Origin of the sequence: Streptomyces sp. NPDC058051 (assembly GCF_042885475.1) — a bacterium.
In the GTDB taxonomy this organism is placed as follows: Bacteria; Actinomycetota; Actinomycetes; order Streptomycetales; family Streptomycetaceae; genus Streptomyces.
This window is the reverse complement of record NZ_JBHVRW010000043.1, coordinates 26,059-46,649: the sequence shown is the minus strand read 5'-3', so window position 1 is coordinate 46,649 and position 20,591 is coordinate 26,059. Positions and strand designations below refer to the sequence as shown.

Below are 20,591 nucleotides of genomic sequence, written 5' to 3'. Positions count from 1 at the left end.
CTCCGTACGGACCCGATCACCGGGTCCGTACGGAGACCGAGGCCGTACGCGTCAGTTCCGCAGGGAGTGCTCGCCCAGGAGTTCGTCCACACGCGCCGCGGCGCGCTGCTCGGCCGTGCGGACCGGCCGGACCGGGGCCTGGGTTCCGTCGAGGGCGAGACCCTCGGCCTCGACGGCGGCGGAAACCGCATCCTGGTTCGTACGGGCTGCGGCCCCGGCCTTCGCCGACTTCGCTGTTGCCGCCCGGGCCGGGTGGGGTACGGTCACGGCCACCAACAGACCGAGCGCGAGCGCCGCGGCTGCGATGACAGCGATGCCGAGGCCCGACTCCGTACGGGAGAGCAGCAGCATGGCGAGGGTCGAGAAGACGACGGTGACCGAACCGTAGGAGAACTGTGCGGCAGTGATACGCGGCATGTCGGTATCCGTCCTCGGGGCATCGGATGGGCAATCGCTCAACAAGGACGCCCTGTCAAGCGACTCTACGACGGTGGATGCCCGAGAGGAACCGGTAGTAAGCGTCACCTAACCCGCGGTACCGGTGCACGGGGGGCGCACGGAGTCACTCCGATCCCCGCCTGCGGGGCGTGACGCGCCGGTTGCCCGCCTGATGGCCGTCAGCAGCCGTCCGACAGCCGTTCAGCGGCCGTCCGGATAACGGAAATCCACTCCTGCATAGTGCACTTGGCCTGTGCAAGTCAAGATCTGTCTTTTCTCGCGTAACTCCGGTCGAATGTCGTCACTTGTGACGCGTTACCGCGCGCGGCCCTCCACACCCCCTCAGGCCGCAGCCGCGGGCGCCGGGGAGGACTGCATCAAGTGACCACTAAAAGACGGGCGCTTCGCACCGCAGCGGTTGTCGTGGCCATGGCCGCCACGGCCGCCACGGCGTCGGCATTCGCCACCGCCCAGGCGGATGAACACATATCCGGGGCGAAGACGACGGTAGTCGACCGCCGTGACCCGGGCTCGGCCCAGGGCACCTCGCACGATCTGGAGGGCCCCTTCAGCGAGCAGCAGGCCGCCCAGCGTCAGGCCGCTCTGGAGCAGGTCATAGCCGGCGACAAGAAGGTGTCGAAGCGGGACGGCTCCAAGGTCGTCAAGCTCGACGACAAGAAGTACGTCGAGCTCGGCCGTGAGAAGACCGACAAGATCTTCACGATCCTGGTGGAGTTCGGCGACCAGGTCGACGACACGACCATGTTCGACCCGGACGGCGACGGTCCCGAGCCGGCCGTTCCGAAGTACGGCGGCACTCCTGGCCCGCTGCACAACACGATCGCCAAGCCGGACCCCAAGAAGGACAACAGCACCGCCTGGCAGGCCGACTACAACCAGGCGCACTTCCAGGACCTCTACTTCGGTACGGGTGCCGGGAAGAACTCGCTGAAGACGTACTACGAGAAGACGTCCTCCGGGCGCTACTCGGTCGACGGCGAGGTCTCCGACTGGGTCAAGGTCCCGTACAACGAGGCGCGTTACGGTTCCAACTACTGCGGCTCGACCAACTGCGCCAACGCCTGGGACATGATCCGCGACGGCGTGAACGCCTGGGCCGCCGACCAGAAGGCCCAGGGCCGTACTCCCGAGCAGATCAAGACGGACCTCGCGCAGTACGACCAGTGGGACCGTTACGACTACGACAACGACGGCGACTTCAACGAGCCCGACGGCTACATCGACCACTTCCAGATCGTCCACGCCGGTGAGGACGAGTCCGCGGGCGGCGGCGTCGAGGGCACCAACGCCATCTGGGCGCACCGCTGGTACGCGTACGGCACCAACGCCGGTGCGACCGGCCCGGAGGACAACAAGGCCGGCGGCACCCAGATCGGCGACACCGGCCTCTGGGTCGGCGACTACACCGCGCAGCCCGAGAACGGCGGCCTGGGCGTCTTCGCCCACGAGTACGGCCACGACCTCGGCCTGCCCGACCTGTACGACACCACCAACCGCGCCGAGAACTCGGTCGGTTTCTGGTCCCTGATGTCGGCCGGTTCCTGGCTCGGCACCGGCAAGGGCCAGATCGGTGACATGCCCGGCGACATGACCGCCTGGGACAAGCTCCAGCTGGGCTGGCTCAACTACGCCGAGGCCAAGGCCGCGACGAACTCCACCCACAAGCTGGGCGTGTCCGAGTACAACACCAAGGACAAGCAGGCGCTCGTCGTCACGCTGCCCGACAAGGCCGTCACCACCGCTGTCACCAAGCCCGCCGAGGGCTCCACGCAGTGGTGGAGCGACATGGGCGACGACCTCAACAACACCCTGACCCGCTCGGTCGACCTGACCGGCAAGTCCACCGCCTCCCTGGACCTCGCCGGCTGGTGGGACATCGAGAAGGACTACGACTACCTCTACACCGAGGTGTCGGAGAACGGCGGCACCAGCTGGACGGCGCTCGACGGCACGGCCAACGGCAAGGCCATCCCGCGCGACGCCAGTGACAAGCCGGCCCTGACCGACGTCTCCGGCGCGTACCAGTCCCTCTCCTACCCGCTGGACGCCTACGCGGGCAAGAAGATCGACATCCGCTTCCGCTACACCACCGACGGTGGCGCGGGCGGCATCGGCTTCGCCGCCGACACCATCGCCGTCACCGCCGACGGTGCCGTGGTCTTCTCGGACAACGCCGAGGGTGACGACAACGGCTGGACCGCCAAGGGCTTCTCCCGCGTCGGCGAGTCGTTCACCAAGGACTACCCGCAGTTCTACATCGCGGAGAACCGCCAGTACGTCAGCTACGACCAGACCCTCAAGGTCGGCCCGTACAACTTCGGCTTCTCCACGACCCGTCCGGACTGGGTCGAGCACTACCCGTACCAGAACGGTCTGCTCATCTGGCTCTGGGACACCTCCCAGAAGGACAACAACGTCTCGACCCACCCGGGCAAGGGCCTGATCCTGCCGATCGACGCCCACGCCAAGCCGCTGAAGTGGGCGAACGGCACGGTCATCCGCAACAAGATCCAGCCCTTCGACGCGCCCTTCAGCCGGTACGCGACCGACGGCTTCACGCTCCACAACGCCGACGTCGCGGTGAAGATCAAGCCGCAGCTCGGCATCCCGGTCTTCGACGACCACAAGGGAACCTACTGGTACGAGGAGAACAAGACCGGAAGTGTTCAGGTCGCTGACACGAACACCCGGATCACGGTCGTCAGCGAGCCGCGCGACGGCTCCACGATGATCGTCAAGGTGGGGGCCTCGCACAAGTAACCCCGCATCACCGCAGGTCAGAGCTTGATCGGCCGTCGCCCTCTAGCGGGCGGCGGCCGATCGTGTTTAGGTGCCTCTTATTCAGATCCTTATTGACACGACGTCTCACGGGGGAGCGCGGAGCATGGCAGGCGGAGGGTTCAGCAAGTTGCCGAACGGCAGTGTGGTGGTCGCCATCACCCTGACCGGCCCGACGGACGGAACGGGTCCGGGCGCACCCGTCCGGGTCCTGGTCCACGCGGCCAGCAGAACCCGCGCGCTCACCCGGCTGCGCAATCTGGGGCTGCGCGCCGTCTACCTCCGCGGCAACGCCGAGCCCCCCACCCCGGACGAGGTCACCGCCGTGCTGCACCACCCGGACGGGGTGCTCTGGCGCGGGCGGCCGGAGCAGGCCCAGGAGCTCTGGCACCCGATCCGGGCGCTGCTCCGCCCGCCCGTACCGGCCCGCCGCCCGGCCTGAGGCACGGGGCACGGGGGCTCGGGGGCACGGGGGCACGGGGCTCGGCGCACGGGATGCGGGGCTCGGGGACACGGCGCTCGGCTTCTGCCGGGCTCGTACCGGGCTTACGCGCGGCTCCTGGCCCCGCCGCTACACCACGGCTTTGCCGGAGAGCTTCACGCCGGACCTGCGGAGCTCCTCAAGGGCCCTCTCCGTGGTCTCCTCCGCGACACCCGCGGTCAGGTCGAGCAGCACATGGGTGGTGAAGCCCGCCCGGACCGCGTCGAGCGCGGTCGCCCGCACGCAGTGGTCGGTCGCGATGCCGACCACGTCGACCTCGGTGACGCCGCGGTCGCGCAGCCAGTCGGCCAGCCCCACGCCGTTCTCGTCGAGACCCTCGAAGCCGCTGTACGCCGCGGCGTAGGCGCCCTTGTCGAACACGGCGTCGATCGCCCCCGAGGCGACCGCGGGGGCGAAATTGGGGTGGAAGCCCACCCCCTCCGTACCGGCGACGCAGTGGGCGGGCCAGGAGTGCTCGAAGTCCGGGTCCGCGGAGAAGTGGCTGCCCGGGTCGATGTGGTGGTCACGAGTGGCCACCACGTGGCGGTATCCGGCCTGGGCCTCGCCGATCAGGTCGGTGATGGCGGCGGCGACGTCCGTGCCCCCCGTCACGGCGAGGCTGCCGCCCTCGCAGAAGTCGTTCTGGACGTCCACGACGATCAAGGCGCGGTGCATGGCGGGTGTCCTTCGGTGGGGGACGGGTCGGCGGTCATGGCATGGGCGGTCTTCGAGGCTAGTGCGCACCGGACATTTCGGAGCGGCTCGGGGAGGGGCGCGGCGGACGAGCCGGTCGTCGGCGGACGTCATCGGATCCGCCCGGCGCTCGCGGGCGAAGCGGTCGCCGGACGACGCCCGTCACTTTCCCCTCACCCGCTCCCTCACACATACTCCGTAGGAATCACCGGCTCTCCGCGGGACAGCTGGATCGCCGACATCGGCAGTCCCGCCCGCGCCGCGATGTGCCGCTCACGCGCCGTGTCCAACGGTTCACGGGCGATCGCCCGGCCGCCCCTGACCAGCTCTACCAGCAGCTGCCGGTCGGCCAGCTCCGGCGGTACGGGACCGGTGCCGATCACCTCCGCCTCGGCGACCCCGTACTCGTCCAGCCGGCGCGCGGCCCACTTGCGACCGCCCACCGACGACTTCGCGCCGAGCGACTTCTTGGCGACCGGGTGCAGCGGCTCCGCCGGGTCGGCGGACCCGGCTCGGGCGACCAGCTTGTAGACCATGGAGCAGGTGGGCTGCCCGCTGCCGGTCACCAGCTGCGTGCCCACCCCGTAGGCGTCGACCGGCGCGGCGGCCAGCGACGCGATCGCGTACTCGTCCAGGTCCGACGTCACCACGATCTTCGTATCGGTGGCGCCCAGCTCGTCCAGCTGCTGCCGGACCCGGTGGGCGACCAGCAGCAGATCCCCGGAGTCGATCCGTACCGCCCCCAGGTCGGGCCCGGCGATGTCGACGGCCGTACGGACCGCTTCGGCGACGTCGTAGGTGTCGACCAGGAGCGTCGTGCCCCGGCCCAGCGAGTCGACCTGGGCCCGGAACGCGTCGCGCTCGGTGTCGTGGAGCAGCGTGAAGGCGTGGGCGCTCGTCCCGACGGTCGGGATGTTGTAGCGGAAGCCCGCGGCCAGGTCGGAGGTGGTGTCGAAGCCGCCGACGTACGCGGCACGCGCCGACGCCACCGCGGACAGTTCATGTGTGCGTCGTGCACCCATCTCGATCAGTCCGCGCCCGCCCGCCGCGGCGGACATCCGCGACGCGGCGGCGGCGATCGCCGAGTCGTGGTTGAGGATCGACAGGATCACCGTCTCCAGCAGGACGCACTCGGCGAAGGAGCCCTCGACGCGCAGGATCGGCGAGCCGGGGAAGTACACCTCGCCCTCCGGGTAGCCCCAGATGTCACCGGTGAAGCGGTAGTCGGCCAGCCAGGCAAGGGTGGGCCCGTCGACGATGTCCTGTTCGCGCAGGAAGGTGAGCATCTCGTCGTCGAAGTGGAAGTTCTCCACCGCGTCCAGCACCCGTCCGACGCCCGCGAGGACGCCGTAGCGCCGCCCCTCGGGCAGTCGGCGGGTGAAGGCCTCGAAGACCGAGTGCCGGTCGGCCGTGCCGGCCTTCAGCGCGGCCTGCACCATCGTGAGCTCGTACTGGTCGGTGAAGAGCGCGGTCGACGGCACACCGACCCGTCGCCCAAGGTCCGCAGAGTTCATGTTCGGGATGCTACCCCTATTTCGTCAAAGTGACGAGATCTCGGGTCGCTTGTGCATCGGCCCCTCCCGGGTGGCAGCATGGGGTAAGTGAGCGTCGCCCCCACAGAGATCGAGCGTCCCGAATCGGCCGAGGAGACTGTCGTCGTCCCCGAGCCCGACGTCCCCTGGGTGACGCTGGTCCACAACGACCCGGTCAACCTCATGAGCTATGTGACCTATGTCTTCCAGGCGTACTTCGGCTACTCCAAGGACAAGGCGCACAAGCTCATGCTGGACGTCCACCAGAAAGGCCGCGCCGTCGTCTCCAGCGGCACCCGCGAGGAGATGGAACGCGACGTCCAGGCCATGCACGGCTACGGGCTGTGGGCCACCCTCACACAGGACCGCAACTAGTCCGGATCCCTTCCTGCCCCGCCCGACCCACCATCGGAGAGAACCCATGGCCGGCCATTTCGAGGCCACCCCCGGCGGCGGTGCGGCCGTCGCGCTCGACGAGGTGGAGATCGCGATCCTGCGCTCCCTCGCCGTCCAGCTCCTGGAGCTGATCGGACCCGGCGACGAACCCGCCGAGGGCGCGGACCCGCTCGCCGCCCTCTTCGCCGAAGGGCCCAGCAAACCGCCCACCGATCCCGCCCTGGCCCGCCTCTTCCCCGACGCGTACGGCGACGACGACAACGAACTGCGCGCGGCCTCCTCCGAGTTCCGCCGCTTCACCGAGAACGATCTGCGCGCCCGCAAGCGCGGCGACGCCCTCGCGGTCGTCCGCACCCTGGACGCCCTCACCATCGGCGGCGACGGCGGCGCCGTACTGGAACTCACCGGTGACGAATGCCGCAGCTGGCTCGGCGCGCTCAACGACCTCCGCCTCACCATCGGCACCCGCCTGGAAGTGTCCGACGACGACGAGGACCAGGCGGGCTCGCTCTACCGGCTCCCCGACAGCGATCCGCGCAAGCCGATGGTCATGGCCTATCTCTGGCTCGGCGCGCTCCAGGAAACCCTTGTGGAAACCCTGATGCCGTAACTCCAGCGAGCGGGAATGTGTTTCACCCGGGTGCGGACCCTCCGAACGCTCTTTCCTTGTGTCCGTCCGGCGCGCGCTCGCATACATGGAGCGCTCGCATCACCTGAACGGACTTCCCGCGGGCGCCAGGAAACCCCTCTCCGCTTTCTCCCGCCGAATGCGCCGGATACTGTCCGATGAATCGCCTCGACGGCGCGGATCGGCGTGGAGAAAGGCGTGACACACATGTCATCGGCGCAGACAGACAAGGGACAAGGCGACCGTCGGCCCGTGGCGGCCCCGCAGGCCGGCACGACGGGCGAGGGGTACCGGCGATCCCTGGGTGCCCGCCAGATCCAGATGATAGCCATCGGCGGGGCCATCGGAACGGGCCTCTTCCTCGGCGCGGGAAAGGCGATAGCCAAGGCAGGACCCAGCCTCGTCCTCGCCTACGCCGTCGCCGGCCTGGTGATCTTCTTCATCATGCGTGCCCTGGGCGAACTCCTCATGTACCGCCCCGTTTCGGGCTCCTTCTCGGAGTACGCGCGCGAATTCGTCGGCCCCTTCGCGGGTTTCGTCACCGGCTGGACCTACTGGCTGTTCTGGGTCGTCACCGGAATCACCGAAGTCACCGCAGCCGCCCAGTACATGACGTTCTGGTTCAGCATTCCACCATGGGTTTCGGCGCTGATCTTCACCATCATCCTGTACGGCGTGAACCTGATCTCCGTAAAACTCTTCGGTGAACTCGAATTCTGGTTCTCGATGGTCAAGGTCACTGCCATCGTCGGCATGATCCTCATCTGTGCCGGAATTCTGACCCTGGGCTTCTCCGACGCCGGGGACACCGCGTCCGTCACACATCTCTGGAGCGACGGCGGCTTCTTCCCGCACGGCGTCACGGGCACCCTGATGACCCTGCAGATCGTGATGTTCGCCTTCCTTGCCGTGGAACTCGTCGGAGTCACCGCAGGGGAGTCCAAGGACCCGCAGACCGTCCTGCCCAGGGCCATCAACACCGTGCCGTGGCGCATCGCCGTCTTCTACGTCGGCGCCCTCGTCATGATCCTCTCCGTCGTCCCGTGGACCGAGTTCCAGCCCGGCATCTCGCCGTTCGTCGCCGCCTTCCAGAAGATGGGCCTCGGCATCGGCGCCGGCATCGTGAACTTCGTCGTGCTGACCGCCGCCCTCTCCTCCTGCAACTCCGGCATGTACTCCACCGGCCGCATGCTCCGCGACCTCGCGCTCAACGGCCAGGGCCCGCAGCTCTTCACCCGGCTCACCAGGAACGGCACCCCGCTCGTCGGCACCACCTTCTCCGCCGCCCTGATGCTCGTCGGGGTCTGGGTCAACTACCGATGGCCCGGCGACGCCTTCACCTACGTCGTCTCCTTCGCCACCATCTCCGGCATGTGGGCCTGGATCATGATCCTCGCCTGCCAGCTCCGCTACCGCGGGCTCGCCGACCGCGGCGTGCTGCCGCAGTCCACGTTCCGGGCCCCCGGCGCCCCGCTCACCAGCGTCTTCGCCCTGGCCTTCATCGGTGTCGTCATCGTGATGATGGGCATCGACAAGGACACCAGGATCTCGCTGTACTGCGCCCCGCTCTGGGCGGCCGTCCTCGGCGTCTCGTACCTGGTGCTCAAGGCCCGCGACCCCGGGAACAAGACCTTCGCGAAGAACTGAACGAAGCCTCCTCCCCGGACGGCCCGCTGCCCCCACGGCCGCGTCCACCATGCGGGCCCCCTCGTACCACGCCTCGGTACGTCGGGGCCGCATGCCTATCCTGGCGCCATGCTGACCATCACCCAGGCGCTCCACGACCAGATCGTCGCGCACTCCCGCGCCGACCACCCCGACGAGGCGTGCGGCGTGGTCGCGGGACCGGCCGGAACCGGTCGAGCCGAACGGTTCATCCCCATGCTCAACGCCGCCCGCTCACCCACGTTCTACGAGTTCGACTCGGGCGACCTGCTCAAGCTCTACCGGGAGATGGACGACCGGGACGAGGAGCCCGTGATCGTCTACCACTCCCACACCGCGACCGAGGCCTACCCCTCCCGCACCGACGTCACGTACGCCAACGAACCCGGCGCCCACTACGTCCTCGTCTCCACCGCCGACACCGACGGCGCCGGCCCCTTCCAGTTCCGTTCCTACCGGATCGTGGACGGCGAGATCACCGAGGAGGAGGTCGAGGTCGTCGAAGCCTACGAGGCCGCCTGACATCGACCAGGGCATCGCTCGCAGCACCCGATCCCGGCACCCGATCCCGGCACCCGACCGCCGGACGGGACCGCGTCCCACACGGTCCCGTCCACCTGTCGAACACCAACCATCCAGCAGGTGAGATCACATTCCGATGTACGGACCGGGAATCGATACGATGACCCCATGGTTCTCCATGACGTGAGCGAACAGACGCCGGGCACGCTGCTCGTCGCGCGGCTGCACGTCGACCTGTGCAGGCTCTCCAGCGCCATCTGTACGAGCCGCCTGCCCGCCGGCCGCACGGCCTGAGCCGGGCTCGCGGCCCGAGCACCCCTTCATCCTGCACCACCCCCGCGCGGGGGCAGAGCCGCGCGCCCCACGCCACCTTCCGCTTTCGACAGGAGCGCACATCATGGCCATCGAGGTCCGCATCCCGACCATCCTCCGCACCTACACCGACGGCGCCAAGGCCGTCCAGGGCAACGGAGCGACTCTCGCCGACCTCTTCACGGATCTGGACAGCCGCCACAACGGCATCCGCGAGCGCATCGTCGACGGCGACCAGCTCCGCCGCTTCGTGAACGTCTACCTCAACGACGAGGATGTCCGCTTCCTCGACGGCATCTCCACCGAGCTCAGCGACGGCGACAACGTCACCATCCTTCCGGCCGTCGCCGGCGGCATGAACTGATGCGGTACGACAGCCCGCTCGCCGCGGTGGGCAACACCCCGCTCGTCCGCCTGCCCCGGCTGTCGCCGTCGGAGGACGTCCGCATTTGGGCCAAGCTGGAGGACCGCAACCCCACCGGCTCGATCAAGGACCGCCCCGCGCTCCACATGGTCGAGCAGGCGGAGAAGGACGGCCGGCTGACGCCCGGCTGCACCATCCTGGAGCCCACCAGCGGCAACACCGGCATCTCCCTCGCCATGGCGGCGAAGCTCAAGGGCTACCGCATCGTGTGCGTCATGCCGGAGAACACCTCCCAGGAACGACGCGACCTGCTCACCATGTGGGGCGCCGAGATCATCTCCTCCCCGGCGGCGGGCGGCTCCAACACCGCCGTACGCGTCGCCAAGGAACTGGCCGCCGAGCACCCCGACTGGGTCATGCTCTACCAGTACGGCAACCCGGACAACGCCGGCGCCCACTACGCCACCACCGGCCCGGAGATCCTCACCGACCTGCCGTCCGTCACCCACTTCGTGGCAGGTCTCGGCACCACCGGCACCCTCATGGGCGTCGGCCGCTACCTGCGCGAACACAAGCCGGACATCAAGATCGTCGCCGCCGAGCCGCGCTACGACGACCTCGTCTACGGCCTCCGCAACCTCGACGAGGGCTTCGTGCCCGAGCTCTACGACGCCTCCGTCCTCACCACCCGTTTCTCCGTCGGCTCGGCGGACGCCGTCACCCGCACCCGCGAACTCCTCCAGCAGGAAGGCATCTTCGCGGGCGTCTCCACCGGCGCCGCACTCCACGCCGCGATCGGAGTGGGGAACAAGGCCGTCAAGGCGGGGGAGTCCGCCGACATCGTCTTCGTCGTCGCCGACGGCGGCTGGAAGTACCTGTCGACGGGCGTCTACACGGCCCCGACGACCGAGGCGGCCATCGAAACGCTGCACGGCCAGCTCTGGGCCTGAGGGCGCAGGGCGTCGCGTCCGTACCTCCGCGGGCTCATGGGGCTCGGAACGAAACGCCGTAGTGCCGGGGGAAAGGGACCAGGCCGTGTCGTCGAACGACACGGCCCAAGAGCGGTCGTCGTGCGCCCACCGGGGATCGCGGGACAGCCCCGAGGCACCGCACCGCACCGGATCGCCGAGCGGCCGAGTAGCTCCGCTGCTGGGCCGCCTCGGCGTCTCGGAATCGCACGCATCACACCGGGTCCGCTTTCCGGCCGAAGGCCACCCGGCAGGCTTTCATCCGAGCGTCCGCACCCGCTCCCACACCGCCGCGTCCACCACACCCACCCGTCGCCGGAACTCCCGCACGGCCATCTCCCGCACCTCGTCCGTCTCCAGGAAGCTCGTCCGCCCCCGCGCATCCCCCACGGTCCCCGCCGGCAGCGCGATCACTCCGGGCCGCCCCTCGTGGTACTTGCTCGTGATCTTCGCGACGCGCGCCGAGCCGTCCCGCACCGACAACACCAGGCACGGCCGGTCCTTCGCCCCGGGCCCGTCCTCGTACGGCACCTCGGCCCACCAGATCTCACCCGGCCGCGGCCTCCGCTCCGGCCCACGCCCCGGCCCCGCCGGCGGACGCGTACGCCCGCCCGGACGCCCACCCGAACGCGTCCCCGCCGATCTGCCGGAACGACCCCTCGGCCGCCGCCCGCCCCGCCCCCGCCCATCAACCACCGCCGAGACGAGCCCGAGCAGCACCACACCAGCGAACGCGATCCACCACCAGGACATGTCCATGCCCCGACCGTACCGGCGTCCCCCGCCTCTTCCATCGAACCGGTGACAGAGCAGGTGAGTTCCCCCACAACGGACGGCCGTGGAGGAGCGACCGGCAGTTTCGCACCTTACGCTCGACAAACCGCTCAACAGACCGCACGAACCCTCCCCGTTCCCACGTCTCGGAGGTTCACGCTCCATGAAGCTCACCGTCGTCGGCTGCTCCGGCTCGTTCCCGTCCGCGGGATCAGCATGTTCGAGCTACCTCGTAGAGGCCGACGGCTTCAGGCTGCTCCTCGACATGGGCAACGGCGCCCTCGGCGAGTTGCAGCGCCATGTAGGTCTCTACGACCTCGACGCCATCTTCCTCAGCCACCTCCATGCCGATCACTGCATCGACATGTGCGCGTACTTCGTCGTCCGCTACTACCGGCACGACGGCGGCCGTCCCGCCCCGATCCCGGTCTACGGCCCCGACGGCACCGAGCAGCGGCTGACCACCGCCCACGCCGACACCCCGTCCGAACGCGCGATGAGCGAGGTCTTCGACTTCCACACACTGAAACCCGGCTCGTTCGAGATCGGCCCCTTCTCGGTCCGTACGGAGAAGGTCTGCCACCCCGTCGACTCGTATGCCATCCGGATCGAGCACGGTGGCCGCTCGCTCACGTACTCCGGCGACACGGGTGTCTGCGACGCCCTGGACGAGCTTGCCGAAGGCGCCGACCTGTTCCTCTGCGAAGCATCGTTCATCCACGGCAAGGAGGACATCCCGGACCTCCACCTCAACGGCCGCGAGGCGGGCGACATCGCTGCCCGCGCCGGAGTGGGACGTCTCGTCCTCACCCACATCCCGCCGTGGACCGACGCCGATCACAACCTGGCCGACGCCCGCCTCCTCTTCGACGGGCCGGTGGACGTGGCGGCACCGGGCGCGGTCTATGAGGTCTAGGCCGTGTCCGGCAAATCCCGCCTGCCCGGTCGGGCCGAAGCCCCTTTCACGTGCTACTTCGTGAGGTTCCTCTCGATCTCCTCCTCCAACTCGTCGGGCTCTCGGCCCGGCGTCTGGAGATTGAATCTGGTGATCGCGAACCGGAAGATCGCGTAGTACGCGGCGGCGAATACCAGGCCGATCGGAATGATCAGCCACGGTTTGGTCGCCAGGCTCCAGTTGATGACGTAGTCGATCAGCCCGGCAGAGAAACTGAAGCCGTCCTTGACGCCGAGCGCCCAGGTCACCGCCATCGAGACACCGGTGAGCACCGCGTGGATCGCGTAGAGCAGCGGTGCGACGAAGAGGAACGAGTACTCGATCGGTTCGGTGATCCCCGTCACGAACGAGGTCAGGCCGACCGAGAGCATCATGCCGCCCACCGCCTTCCGGCGATGCGGCTTGGCGCAGTGGTAGATCGCCAGCGCCGCCGCGGGAAGAGCGAACATCATGATCGGGAAGAAGCCCGACGTGAACTGACCGGCCGTCGGATCCCCCGCCAGGAACCGGTTGATGTCACCGTGCACGACCGTCCCGTCCGGCTTCGTGAAGTCGCCGAACTGGAACCAGACGAAGGTGTTCAGGAACTGGTGCAGACCGATGACCAGCAAGGCACGGTTGGCGATACCGAAGATGCCCGAACCCACCCAGTCCAGATCCACCAGCCACTTGGAGAAACTGGTCAGGCCGTCACCGATCGGCTGCCAGAGCCACGCGCACAACGCCGCGAAGAGAAGGCCGACGAACGCCATGAGGATCGGGACGAGCCGGCGGCCGTTGAAGAAGCCCAGCCAGTCCACCAGTTTGACCCGGTGGTAGCGCTGCCAGAACCAGGCGGACAGCAGGCCCATCACGATCCCGCCGAACACCCCGGGATTCTGGTACTCCGCAGCCGTGACCTTGGCGTCGCCGGTGACGCAGGTGCCGAACCAGGTGCCGCCCGAGGTGAACGTCGATCCCGGCGCGCAGTCCACCGGGAAGGCGTGAAGTACCGCGTAATAGACGAGGAAGCCCGCCACGGCGGCGAGTGCGGTCGAACCGTCCGACTTCTTCGCCATGCCGATGGCGACGCCGACGCAGAACAGCAGCGGCAGGCCCAGCCCCGAGTCGAGCAGCGCGCCGCCCGCCGCCGCGAACACCTTGGCGACGTTGTTCCAGCCCAGGCCCTCGTCGCCGAATACGTCCGGCTGGCCCAGCCGGTTGAGGATGCCCGCCGCCGGCAGCACGGCGATCGGGAGCTGGAGGCTGCGGCCCATCTTCTGGAGGCCCTGGAAGAAGCTGTTCCACCACGTCTTCTGTGGCACTGCGGCGCTGCTTGAACTCATCGGCGTCCTCCCCGGAACACGGTGCGTTCGTCGGCCCACACGCAAGGGTGTAGACCAATTGAGGTGTGGCGCGTAACCCGCCTGGAAGACAGGGCGCCGCTGATCGTCATCCTTGGGGAGGGGTCAGCCACTCGCCCGCGAAGCTGGGCCAAACGTGCGTTACGGTGACGAAACGGACCCATGGTGGGTCGTCACATGCGTGGGAACATCCAGGGAGAAGGCCATGGCCAGCAAGGCTGAGAAGATCGTCGCCGGGCTCGGCGGTATCGAGAACATCGACGAGATCGAAGGCTGCATCACGCGCCTGCGCACCGAGGTCCATGACCCCAGCAAGGTCGACGAAGCCGCACTCAAGGCCGCCGGAGCCCATGGCGTCGTCAAGATGGGCACCGCGATCCAGGTCGTCATCGGTACCGACGCCGACCCCATCGCCGCCGACATCGAAGACATGATGTGACCGGCCGCCGAACCCTTCACTGAGCCCGCGCCCCTCAGCGCCACGCAGGCCCCGCCCACCCGGCCGGGGCCTGTACCGCCCCGAACGACAGCCACCCCGGCGGACCCGAGCCCGGCCGCACGCGACCGGCAGCCACCCCAGCCGACATCCGAACGGGCTGAACGGGCTGAACGGGCCGAAACGACAGCCGGAACCTGAACGGGCCGAAACGACAGCCGGGCTCTCCCGCGGTCACTGTCCGGAGCACTCCTCGGCACCCGAACGGCCGTCACCCGGGCACCCGATAAAGTCGACGCCATGTCTCGCATCGACGGCCGCACCCCCGAACAGCTCCGTCCCGTCATCATCGAACGCGGATGGAGCAAGCACGCCGAAGGCTCCGTGCTCATCTCCTTCGGCGACACCAAGGTCTTCTGCACCGCCTCCGTCACCGAAGGCGTCCCCCGCTGGCGCAAGGGCAGCGGCGAAGGCTGGGTCACCGCCGAATACTCCATGCTGCCCCGCTCCACCAACACCCGGGGCGACCGCGAGTCCGTACGCGGCAAGATCGGCGGGCGCACCCACGAGATCAGCCGACTCATCGGCCGCTCCCTGCGCGCCGTCGTCGACTACAAGGCCCTCGGCGAGAACACCATCGTCCTCGACTGCGACGTCCTCCAGGCCGACGGCGGCACCCGCACCGCCGCCATCACCGGCGCCTACGTCGCCCTCGCCGACGCCGTCGCCTGGGCCCAGCGCAAGAAGCTCATCAAGCACGGCCGCAAGCCGCTGACCGACACCGTCTCCGCGATCAGCGTCGGCATCGTCGACGGCGCCCCCCTCCTCGACCTCTGCTACGAGGAGGACGTCCGCGCCGAGACCGACATGAACGTCGTCTGCACCGGCGACGGCCGCTTCGTCGAAGTCCAGGGCACCGCCGAGGCAACCCCCTTCGACCGCAAGGAACTGGGAGCCCTCCTCGACCTCGCCACCGCGGGCTGCGCGGAACTCACCACCTTCCAGACAGAGGCACTCGCCCGCACCCTCGGCGCGTGACACCCGCCCGCACCCGCGGCGCGTGACACCACCCCGCACTTCCGGCGCGTGACGCCGTCGCTCGACCCGGACGAAGAAGCAACCGAATACGCACCGCAACGCGTCGTTACGAGCACGGGCGCACGGGTCGAACCGTGCGCCCGTCCGTGTATCCGCACTCGGGGAGGAACCCCACCATGGCCAAGGCCACCCGCCGACGCCGCACCACCGTCGCGCTGACCCTGACCACTCTCACCCTCACCGCCGCAGTCGGCTGCGGAGCCGTCGACAAGGCACTCGACTGCGTCCGCACCGCCGACGCCATCGCCACCAGCGTCAGCAACCTCCGACAAGCCGTCTCCAACGCCTCCAACGACCCCACCCAGGCATCCGAAGCACTCGACGAGATCGACAAGGAACTGGGCAACCTCGACGACACGACGGACAACACCGACCTCTCCAAGGCCGTCGACGACCTCCAGGCCGGCGTCAAGAACGTCCGCGACTCCATCGACCAGGGCGACACCACCCCCGACCTCACCCCGGTCACGGACGCCGCCAAGGAGATAGGCAACGTCTGCACCCCCTGACCACCCCCGATACTGGGTGACATGACCCGCCTGATTCTCGCCACCCGCAACGCCGGAAAGATCACCGAACTCCACGCGATCCTCGCCGACGCCGGCCTCGACCACGAACTCGTCGGCGCGGACGCGTACCCCCACATCCCCGACGTCAAGGAAACCGGCGTCACCTTCGCCGAGAACGCACTCCTCAAGGCCCACGCCCTCGCGAAGGCCACCGGCCATCCCGCCGTCGCCGACGACTCCGGCCTCTGCGTGGACGTGCTCGGCGGCGCCCCCGGTATCTTCTCCGCCCGCTGGGCCGGCACCCACGGCGACGACCGCGCCAACCTGGGCCTGCTCCTGGCCCAGCTCTCCGACATCGACCACCCCCACCGCGCCGCCCACTTCGCCTGCGCGGCAGCGCTGGCCCTGCCCGACGGCACGGAACGCGTGGTCGAAGGCCGCCTGGTGGGCACCCTGCGCCACACCCCGTCCGGCACGAACGGCTTCGGCTACGACCCGATCCTCCAGCCGGACGGCGAGACGCGCACCTGCGCGGAACTGACCCCGGCGGAGAAGAACGCGATCAGCCACCGGGGCAAGGCGTTCCGTGCGCTGGTACCGGTGGTGCGGGAGCTGGTGGGGTGACATGCAGATGGTCGCCACCGTCGAAACGAAGGTGGCGACCATTTCTTGCCTGTGGGCCCGGTGGGACTCGAACCCACGACACACCGGACCTAAACCGGCGCCCTCTGGCCAGCTGGGGTACGGACCCGCACGCCCACTCTACTGTGCGCGGCCACGTCGGTTCGAGAAGGATTCGGTCTGGCTGTGGCAGGACGGACACAGGTATCGCAGGTTCTCGCGGCGGTTGTCGATCGGGTCGCCGTTGATGTGGTCGATCTCCAGGACGAGTCGTTTGCCCTGCCAGAGATCGCCGATACCGCAGGCGGCACACTCGTGCGGGACACCCAGATCATCAAGGGCACGGCGTAGAAGAGCAGTTCTCGTCCGGGGTGCGGGTGGGGCCGGCCGTCTCAGAATGTCCATCGCGGACTTGCGGTACGGGGAGGAGGTTCCGAGGAAGTGGCCTTGGCCTGTGAAGTGGTCGGTTGAGATGCCGTGTGCTTCGATGCTCCGTTTCACGAGAGCGCGACCGGCACCGTTGTCGGCGAGGCCGAGGAGCTTGAGTGTGTTCGCGAGGCTCAGTGATGTCTCCACGGCTGAGGCCAACGCGGCTCGGTCCAGAACGCCAACTGCGTATCGGCGACCGCGAGTGAAATGCGAGGTGTCGATGTTGTATTGATCGAGTTTCTTGCGGATATGGCCGTACGGACTGTCCCGCGGCGGGAGGTCCAGGTACTCCAGCACTTCTCGGATGCTGTGGGAGTGTGCCGCGGCTTTGGCGAGAAGTTCTTTCGAGTACGAGCGGCGTTCTCGCTCCGGCAGTGGTTCCTCGCGGAAATGGGACACGTCTATGCCGTAGTGCCGCAGTCGCCGGTTCAGGTAGCTGCGCGATCCGCTGCCGAGCGTGGCGCCGAGTCTGCGCATCAGATCCACCATGCTGGACGACTCGGCGGCGGCTGCTGCCAGCCGGTCGCGCGTGTACGGGGGAGCGCTCACGCCGCCCTCCGCTTCCGCCCGCGATACGTGTCCGTCGCAGAGTGGCAGTTGGGGCAGAGGAACTGCAGGTTTTCGGCTCGGTTGTCCCACCAGTTGCCGTTCCTGTGATCGACCTCGAGCCGCAGTGGTTTGTCGTTCCATACGGTGCCTGTGCCGCACTCTGTGCAGCGCTCCGGTATCCCGATCCGAAGGAGTTCCCGACGGAGCCGTGCGCCGTCCGTCCGCCCGTCTCGTGGAGAGCCCAGCATGAGCGGTTTGTTGCGTGAGCCTCCGGGGTTGCCTCGGCGCACCGCGAAATGGGATACATCAATGCCCAGAGATGCGATCCGCCTGCTGATGTGTGTGTGGCTGCCGCCCACAGGGCTGATCCCCAGTCGTCGCAGGACCTCCGTGACCGAGGAAGAGTGCGCGACCGCCTCCCTCAGGGCCTCTTCCGTGTAGCGCACCCATTTCTTCTGCAGGTGCGAGGTGTCGATCTTCGCCTCAGCCATCTTCTGGCGCAGGTAGCGCCTGCTGCCCGCCGTGGGAGTGCCCCCGCACCAGCGGACCGCGTCGTCGAAGTTGGTCACCTCACGTGCTGCCTCTTCGAGCAGCTCACGGGTGTATCGAACCGCCATCGATCCCTCCGCATCCGACCGCGCGTTCGCAGCCTCGTACGGAGCAACGAACCGTTTGCCGGATGGGTGCGTCCGAAATGCGGTGAGATGTGGAACGGCCCGTCCCGCTTCGGCTGAAGAGGCACGGGCCGTTCCCGGGGGCGGGGTTTGGAGGCAGGCGTCCGGGGCGGTGAGCCGTCCAGCGGGCGCTGGGCCGTGCGCTTCTACACGGCCGTGCGCTTCGAAGTGGCCGTGTGCTCCGAAGCGGTCGCGTCCTTCGGGGCGTCCTCCCGTACGACCGTGAAGCCGCGCGCCGGCAGATCGAAGGGGCCGGTGCGGGGGAGCCCGGTGGTGAGGTCGTGGCCGTGTGCGGTCAGGGTGACCGGGTGGTGGTTGTGGTTGAGGAGGAAGAGGTGGCTGCCGTCCGGGCCGGTGCGGCGGACCGCCTCGACGCCCTCCGGAACCTGCGCGGTGGGCCGGACGTCCTCGGGGAGGAAGGCCCGCAGCAGTGCGTCGACGGCGTCGGGGTCGAGGTGGGCGGAGACGTACCAGGCCTCACCCCGGCCGTGCGCGCGCCGTGTGACGGCGGGCAGCCCGGCGAGCGGACCCGTGGTGTACGCGGCGACGGCGGTCGCGGCCGTGGTGTGGACGTGCTCGCTCCAGGCGGTGTACGACCAGCCGTTGTCGAGGGTGTCCCGGGTGTCGTCGAGCAGCGGACGGAACTCCTCGACGTACACGCCCAGCAGATCACGGAAGGCGCCGGGGTAGCCGCCGAGGCGGACGCGGTTCGTGGGGTCGACGATGCCGGAGAGGTGGGTGACCAGGGCATGGCCGCCCCCGTGGACGTACTGCTCCAGGCGCTCGGTGAAGTCGTCGTGGGTCAGGTACAGGGCGGGCACGACGACCGCGGCGTACGAGGTGAGGTCGGCGGTGGGCGGGACCACGTCGGCGAGGACGGCGCGGCGCCACAGTGCCGCGTGGTAGCGGCGCGGGATCTCGGTGATGTCGAGGTCCTGGTGGGGGCGCGCGGTGGCGTTCCAGGCCCACGCGGCCTCGTCGTCGACGAGCAGCGCGACACGGGCGGGCTCGACGGTGCTCCCGGCGACCGGTGCCAGGGCGCGCAGGGTGGCGCCGAGCTGTGTCACCTCCTTCCAGACACGGGAGTGGGTGCCGGCGTGCGGAAGCATCGCCGAGTGGTACTGCTCGGCTCCGGCGGCGGACTGGCGCCACTGGAAGAAGAGGGCGCCGTCCGCGCCGCGGGCGATGTGGGCGAGGGAGTGCAGGGCGAGGTCGCCGGGGTCCTTGGCCAGGTTGCGGGGCTGCCAGCTGACCGCGCTCGCGGCGTGCTCCATCAGCAGCCAGGGCCGGCCCGAGGCGAGGCCGCGGGTGCGGTCGGCGCTGAAGGCGAGTTCCTGCTCGCGGTCGGGGTCGGCGGCGATCGTGTAGTGGTCGGTGGAGACGAGGTCGACCGCCCGCGCCCAGCGGGTGTGGTCGACGACATGGGGCCCGGCGCCGACCATGAAGTTGGTGGTGGCGGCGCGGTCCGGGGACAGCTCGCGCAGGACGGCGCGTTCGGCGGCGTACTGGTCGAGCAGGGCGTCGGAGGAGAACCGGGCGAAGTCCAGGACGAGGCCGGGGTTGGCGGACATGCCCGCGTCACCGGGTGGCTGGATCTCGTCCCATTCCTGGTACTGATGGCTCCAGAACGCGGTTCCCCAGGCGTGGTTGAGGGCGGCGAGACTCCCGTGCCGTTCGGCCAGCCAGGTACGGAAGTGGCGGGCGGAGTGCTCGCAGTGGCACAGCCGGTTGCCGTTGCCGTACTCGTTGCCGACGTGCCACATCCGGACGGCCGGGTGGGCGCCGTAGCGTTCGCCGAGGGCGCGGACGACGCGCAGACTGTGCCGGCGCCAGTCCGGGTTGCTCGGGCACCAGCCGAGCCGGCCGCCGGGGGCCAGCCGGGTGCCGTCGGCACGCACGGGCAGGATCTCGGGGTGGCGGCGCAGCAGCCATGAGGGCGGGGCGGCCGTCGGGGTGGCGAGGTCGACGCCGATGCCCGCCTCGTGGAGGCGTTCCAGCAGGTCATCGAGCCAGCCGAAGTCGAAGACGTCCTCCTGGGGTTCGAGCGCCCCCCAGGCGAAGACCCCCACCGTGACCAGGGTGACGCCGGCCTCCCGCATCAGGGTGACGTCCTCGCGCCGTACCTCCTCGGACCACTGCTCGGGGTTGTAATCCCCTCCGTAGGCGAACCCGCCCGGCTTCCAGGGCATCCGGGGGTGCTGCGGCTGCGGCTGCGACCGGCCGGTCATACGGGGTCTCCTTGTACGGCGTCGAGAGAGAAGGAACAGGAAGGGAAGGGGAGAGGGAAAGGGGGAGGGAAGGGGGGGATGGGGGAAGGCGAGAAGGAGGGGAGGCGAGAAGGGGCATCGGAAGAGGGCGGGACGAGGGCGGGACGAGGGCGGGAAGAGGGCGGGAAGAGGGCGGGA

The 20,591-nt window shown here is 69.0% G+C and carries 22 protein-coding genes and 1 tRNA gene; 14 read left to right on the top strand and 9 right to left on the bottom strand.

All coding sequences use genetic code 11. The features are described from left to right. Positions 1-51 precede the first annotated feature (51 nt). Positions 52-417: a hypothetical protein gene (locus tag ACFVUT_RS36135; RefSeq protein WP_389660260.1), complete on the bottom strand. Its 366-nt coding sequence runs from the start codon at positions 415-417 to the stop codon at positions 52-54. A gap of 402 nt (positions 418-819) precedes the next feature. Between ACFVUT_RS36135 and ACFVUT_RS36130 the strand changes: the two genes are divergently transcribed. Together ACFVUT_RS36130 and ACFVUT_RS36125 are read left to right on the top strand one after the other, a co-directional pair. Then, complete coding sequence (locus ACFVUT_RS36130) at positions 820-3,219, top strand: immune inhibitor A domain-containing protein (RefSeq protein WP_389660257.1); 2,400 nt, start codon at positions 820-822, stop codon at positions 3,217-3,219. Positions 3,220-3,343: 124 nt separating this feature from the next. Next, the gene (locus ACFVUT_RS36125) at positions 3,344-3,679 is read left to right on the top strand and encodes a hypothetical protein (protein ID WP_389660254.1); all 336 of its coding nucleotides are present in this window, start codon (positions 3,344-3,346) and stop codon (positions 3,677-3,679) included. A gap of 129 nt (positions 3,680-3,808) precedes the next feature. Here ACFVUT_RS36125 and ACFVUT_RS36120 read toward each other — a convergent pair whose 3' ends face one another. Both ACFVUT_RS36120 and ACFVUT_RS36115 read right to left on the bottom strand, forming a co-directional pair. Then, positions 3,809-4,393, bottom strand: coding sequence for a nicotinamidase (locus ACFVUT_RS36120; RefSeq protein ID WP_389660251.1), 585 nt, complete (start codon positions 4,391-4,393; stop codon positions 3,809-3,811). 203 nt (positions 4,394-4,596) lie between these two features. Then, entirely contained in the window at positions 4,597-5,925 is a 1,329-nt protein-coding gene (locus ACFVUT_RS36115) for a nicotinate phosphoribosyltransferase (RefSeq protein ID WP_389660248.1), read from the bottom strand. A gap of 87 nt (positions 5,926-6,012) precedes the next feature. Here ACFVUT_RS36115 and clpS point away from each other — a divergent pair, with 87 nt between their 5' ends. From clpS to ACFVUT_RS36080, 7 genes are all read left to right on the top strand, one after another. After that, positions 6,013-6,318 carry an ATP-dependent Clp protease adapter ClpS gene (gene clpS / locus ACFVUT_RS36110; protein ID WP_389660245.1) on the top strand — a complete coding sequence of 102 codons (306 nt, stop codon included), beginning with the start codon at positions 6,013-6,015 and terminating at the stop codon, positions 6,316-6,318. 46 nt (positions 6,319-6,364) lie between these two features. Next, entirely contained in the window at positions 6,365-6,949 is a 585-nt protein-coding gene (locus tag ACFVUT_RS36105) for a DUF2017 domain-containing protein (protein WP_389660242.1), read from the top strand. A 225-nt stretch (positions 6,950-7,174) separates the two neighbouring features. Then, a complete protein-coding gene (locus ACFVUT_RS36100) occupies positions 7,175-8,614 on the top strand; it encodes an amino acid permease (RefSeq protein ID WP_389660272.1) in 1,440 nt (479 codons plus the stop codon). A 108-nt stretch (positions 8,615-8,722) separates the two neighbouring features. Further along, on the top strand, positions 8,723-9,154 hold the full coding sequence (locus tag ACFVUT_RS36095) for a Mov34/MPN/PAD-1 family protein (protein ID WP_389660239.1): 432 nt from the start codon (positions 8,723-8,725) through the stop codon (positions 9,152-9,154). A gap of 168 nt (positions 9,155-9,322) precedes the next feature. Continuing rightward, on the top strand, positions 9,323-9,448 hold the full coding sequence (locus ACFVUT_RS36090) for a putative leader peptide (RefSeq protein ID WP_389660236.1): 126 nt from the start codon (positions 9,323-9,325) through the stop codon (positions 9,446-9,448). 103 nt (positions 9,449-9,551) lie between these two features. Further along, positions 9,552-9,830, top strand: a complete 279-nt coding sequence (locus tag ACFVUT_RS36085; protein ID WP_389660233.1) for a MoaD/ThiS family protein — start codon at positions 9,552-9,554, stop codon at positions 9,828-9,830. Then, on the top strand, positions 9,830-10,780 hold the full coding sequence (locus tag ACFVUT_RS36080) for a PLP-dependent cysteine synthase family protein (RefSeq protein ID WP_389660230.1): 951 nt from the start codon (positions 9,830-9,832) through the stop codon (positions 10,778-10,780). The genes ACFVUT_RS36085 and ACFVUT_RS36080 overlap by 1 nt, the downstream gene beginning before the upstream one ends. Before the next feature lie 276 nt (positions 10,781-11,056). Here ACFVUT_RS36080 and ACFVUT_RS36075 read toward each other — a convergent pair whose 3' ends face one another. After that, on the bottom strand, positions 11,057-11,329 hold the full coding sequence (locus ACFVUT_RS36075) for a type II toxin-antitoxin system PemK/MazF family toxin (RefSeq protein ID WP_389671126.1): 273 nt from the start codon (positions 11,327-11,329) through the stop codon (positions 11,057-11,059). A 406-nt stretch (positions 11,330-11,735) separates the two neighbouring features. Between ACFVUT_RS36075 and ACFVUT_RS36070 the strand changes: the two genes are divergently transcribed. After that, complete coding sequence (locus tag ACFVUT_RS36070; protein WP_389660224.1) at positions 11,736-12,488, top strand: MBL fold metallo-hydrolase; 753 nt, start codon at positions 11,736-11,738, stop codon at positions 12,486-12,488. A gap of 53 nt (positions 12,489-12,541) precedes the next feature. Here the strand turns inward: ACFVUT_RS36070 and ACFVUT_RS36065 are convergent, their stop codons facing one another. Further along, positions 12,542-13,852 (bottom strand): PTS transporter subunit EIIC, encoded by a 1,311-nt coding sequence (locus tag ACFVUT_RS36065; RefSeq protein WP_389660221.1) that lies wholly within the window; start codon positions 13,850-13,852, stop codon positions 12,542-12,544. A 223-nt stretch (positions 13,853-14,075) separates the two neighbouring features. On the opposite strand from ACFVUT_RS36065, the gene ACFVUT_RS36060 reads away from it, so the two are divergent. From ACFVUT_RS36060 to rdgB, 4 genes are all read left to right on the top strand, one after another. Next, positions 14,076-14,309, top strand: coding sequence for a glucose PTS transporter subunit EIIB (locus tag ACFVUT_RS36060; protein ID WP_014156020.1), 234 nt, complete (start codon positions 14,076-14,078; stop codon positions 14,307-14,309). A gap of 297 nt (positions 14,310-14,606) precedes the next feature. After that, positions 14,607-15,344: a ribonuclease PH gene (gene rph, locus ACFVUT_RS36055; RefSeq protein ID WP_389660216.1), complete on the top strand. Its 738-nt coding sequence runs from the start codon at positions 14,607-14,609 to the stop codon at positions 15,342-15,344. A gap of 176 nt (positions 15,345-15,520) precedes the next feature. Then, positions 15,521-15,913, top strand: coding sequence for a hypothetical protein (locus ACFVUT_RS36050; protein ID WP_389660213.1), 393 nt, complete (start codon positions 15,521-15,523; stop codon positions 15,911-15,913). 21 nt (positions 15,914-15,934) lie between these two features. Beyond that, a complete protein-coding gene (gene rdgB / locus ACFVUT_RS36045; RefSeq protein ID WP_389660210.1) occupies positions 15,935-16,537 on the top strand; it encodes an RdgB/HAM1 family non-canonical purine NTP pyrophosphatase in 603 nt (200 codons plus the stop codon). Positions 16,538-16,589: 52 nt separating this feature from the next. Here the strand turns inward: rdgB and ACFVUT_RS36040 are convergent. The 4 genes from ACFVUT_RS36040 to ACFVUT_RS36025 form a co-directional block, all read right to left on the bottom strand. Then, positions 16,590-16,664 (bottom strand) — tRNA-Leu (locus ACFVUT_RS36040). 11 nt (positions 16,665-16,675) lie between these two features. After that, a complete protein-coding gene (locus tag ACFVUT_RS36035; RefSeq protein WP_389660207.1) occupies positions 16,676-17,512 on the bottom strand; it encodes an HNH endonuclease in 837 nt (278 codons plus the stop codon). Beyond that, on the bottom strand, positions 17,509-18,129 hold the full coding sequence (locus ACFVUT_RS36030) for an HNH endonuclease (RefSeq protein WP_389660204.1): 621 nt from the start codon (positions 18,127-18,129) through the stop codon (positions 17,509-17,511). The genes ACFVUT_RS36035 and ACFVUT_RS36030 overlap by 4 nt, the downstream gene beginning before the upstream one ends. 203 nt (positions 18,130-18,332) lie before the next feature. After that, positions 18,333-20,414, bottom strand: coding sequence for a beta-galactosidase (locus ACFVUT_RS36025; RefSeq protein WP_389660201.1), 2,082 nt, complete (start codon positions 20,412-20,414; stop codon positions 18,333-18,335). Positions 20,415-20,591: the final 177 nt, after the last annotated feature.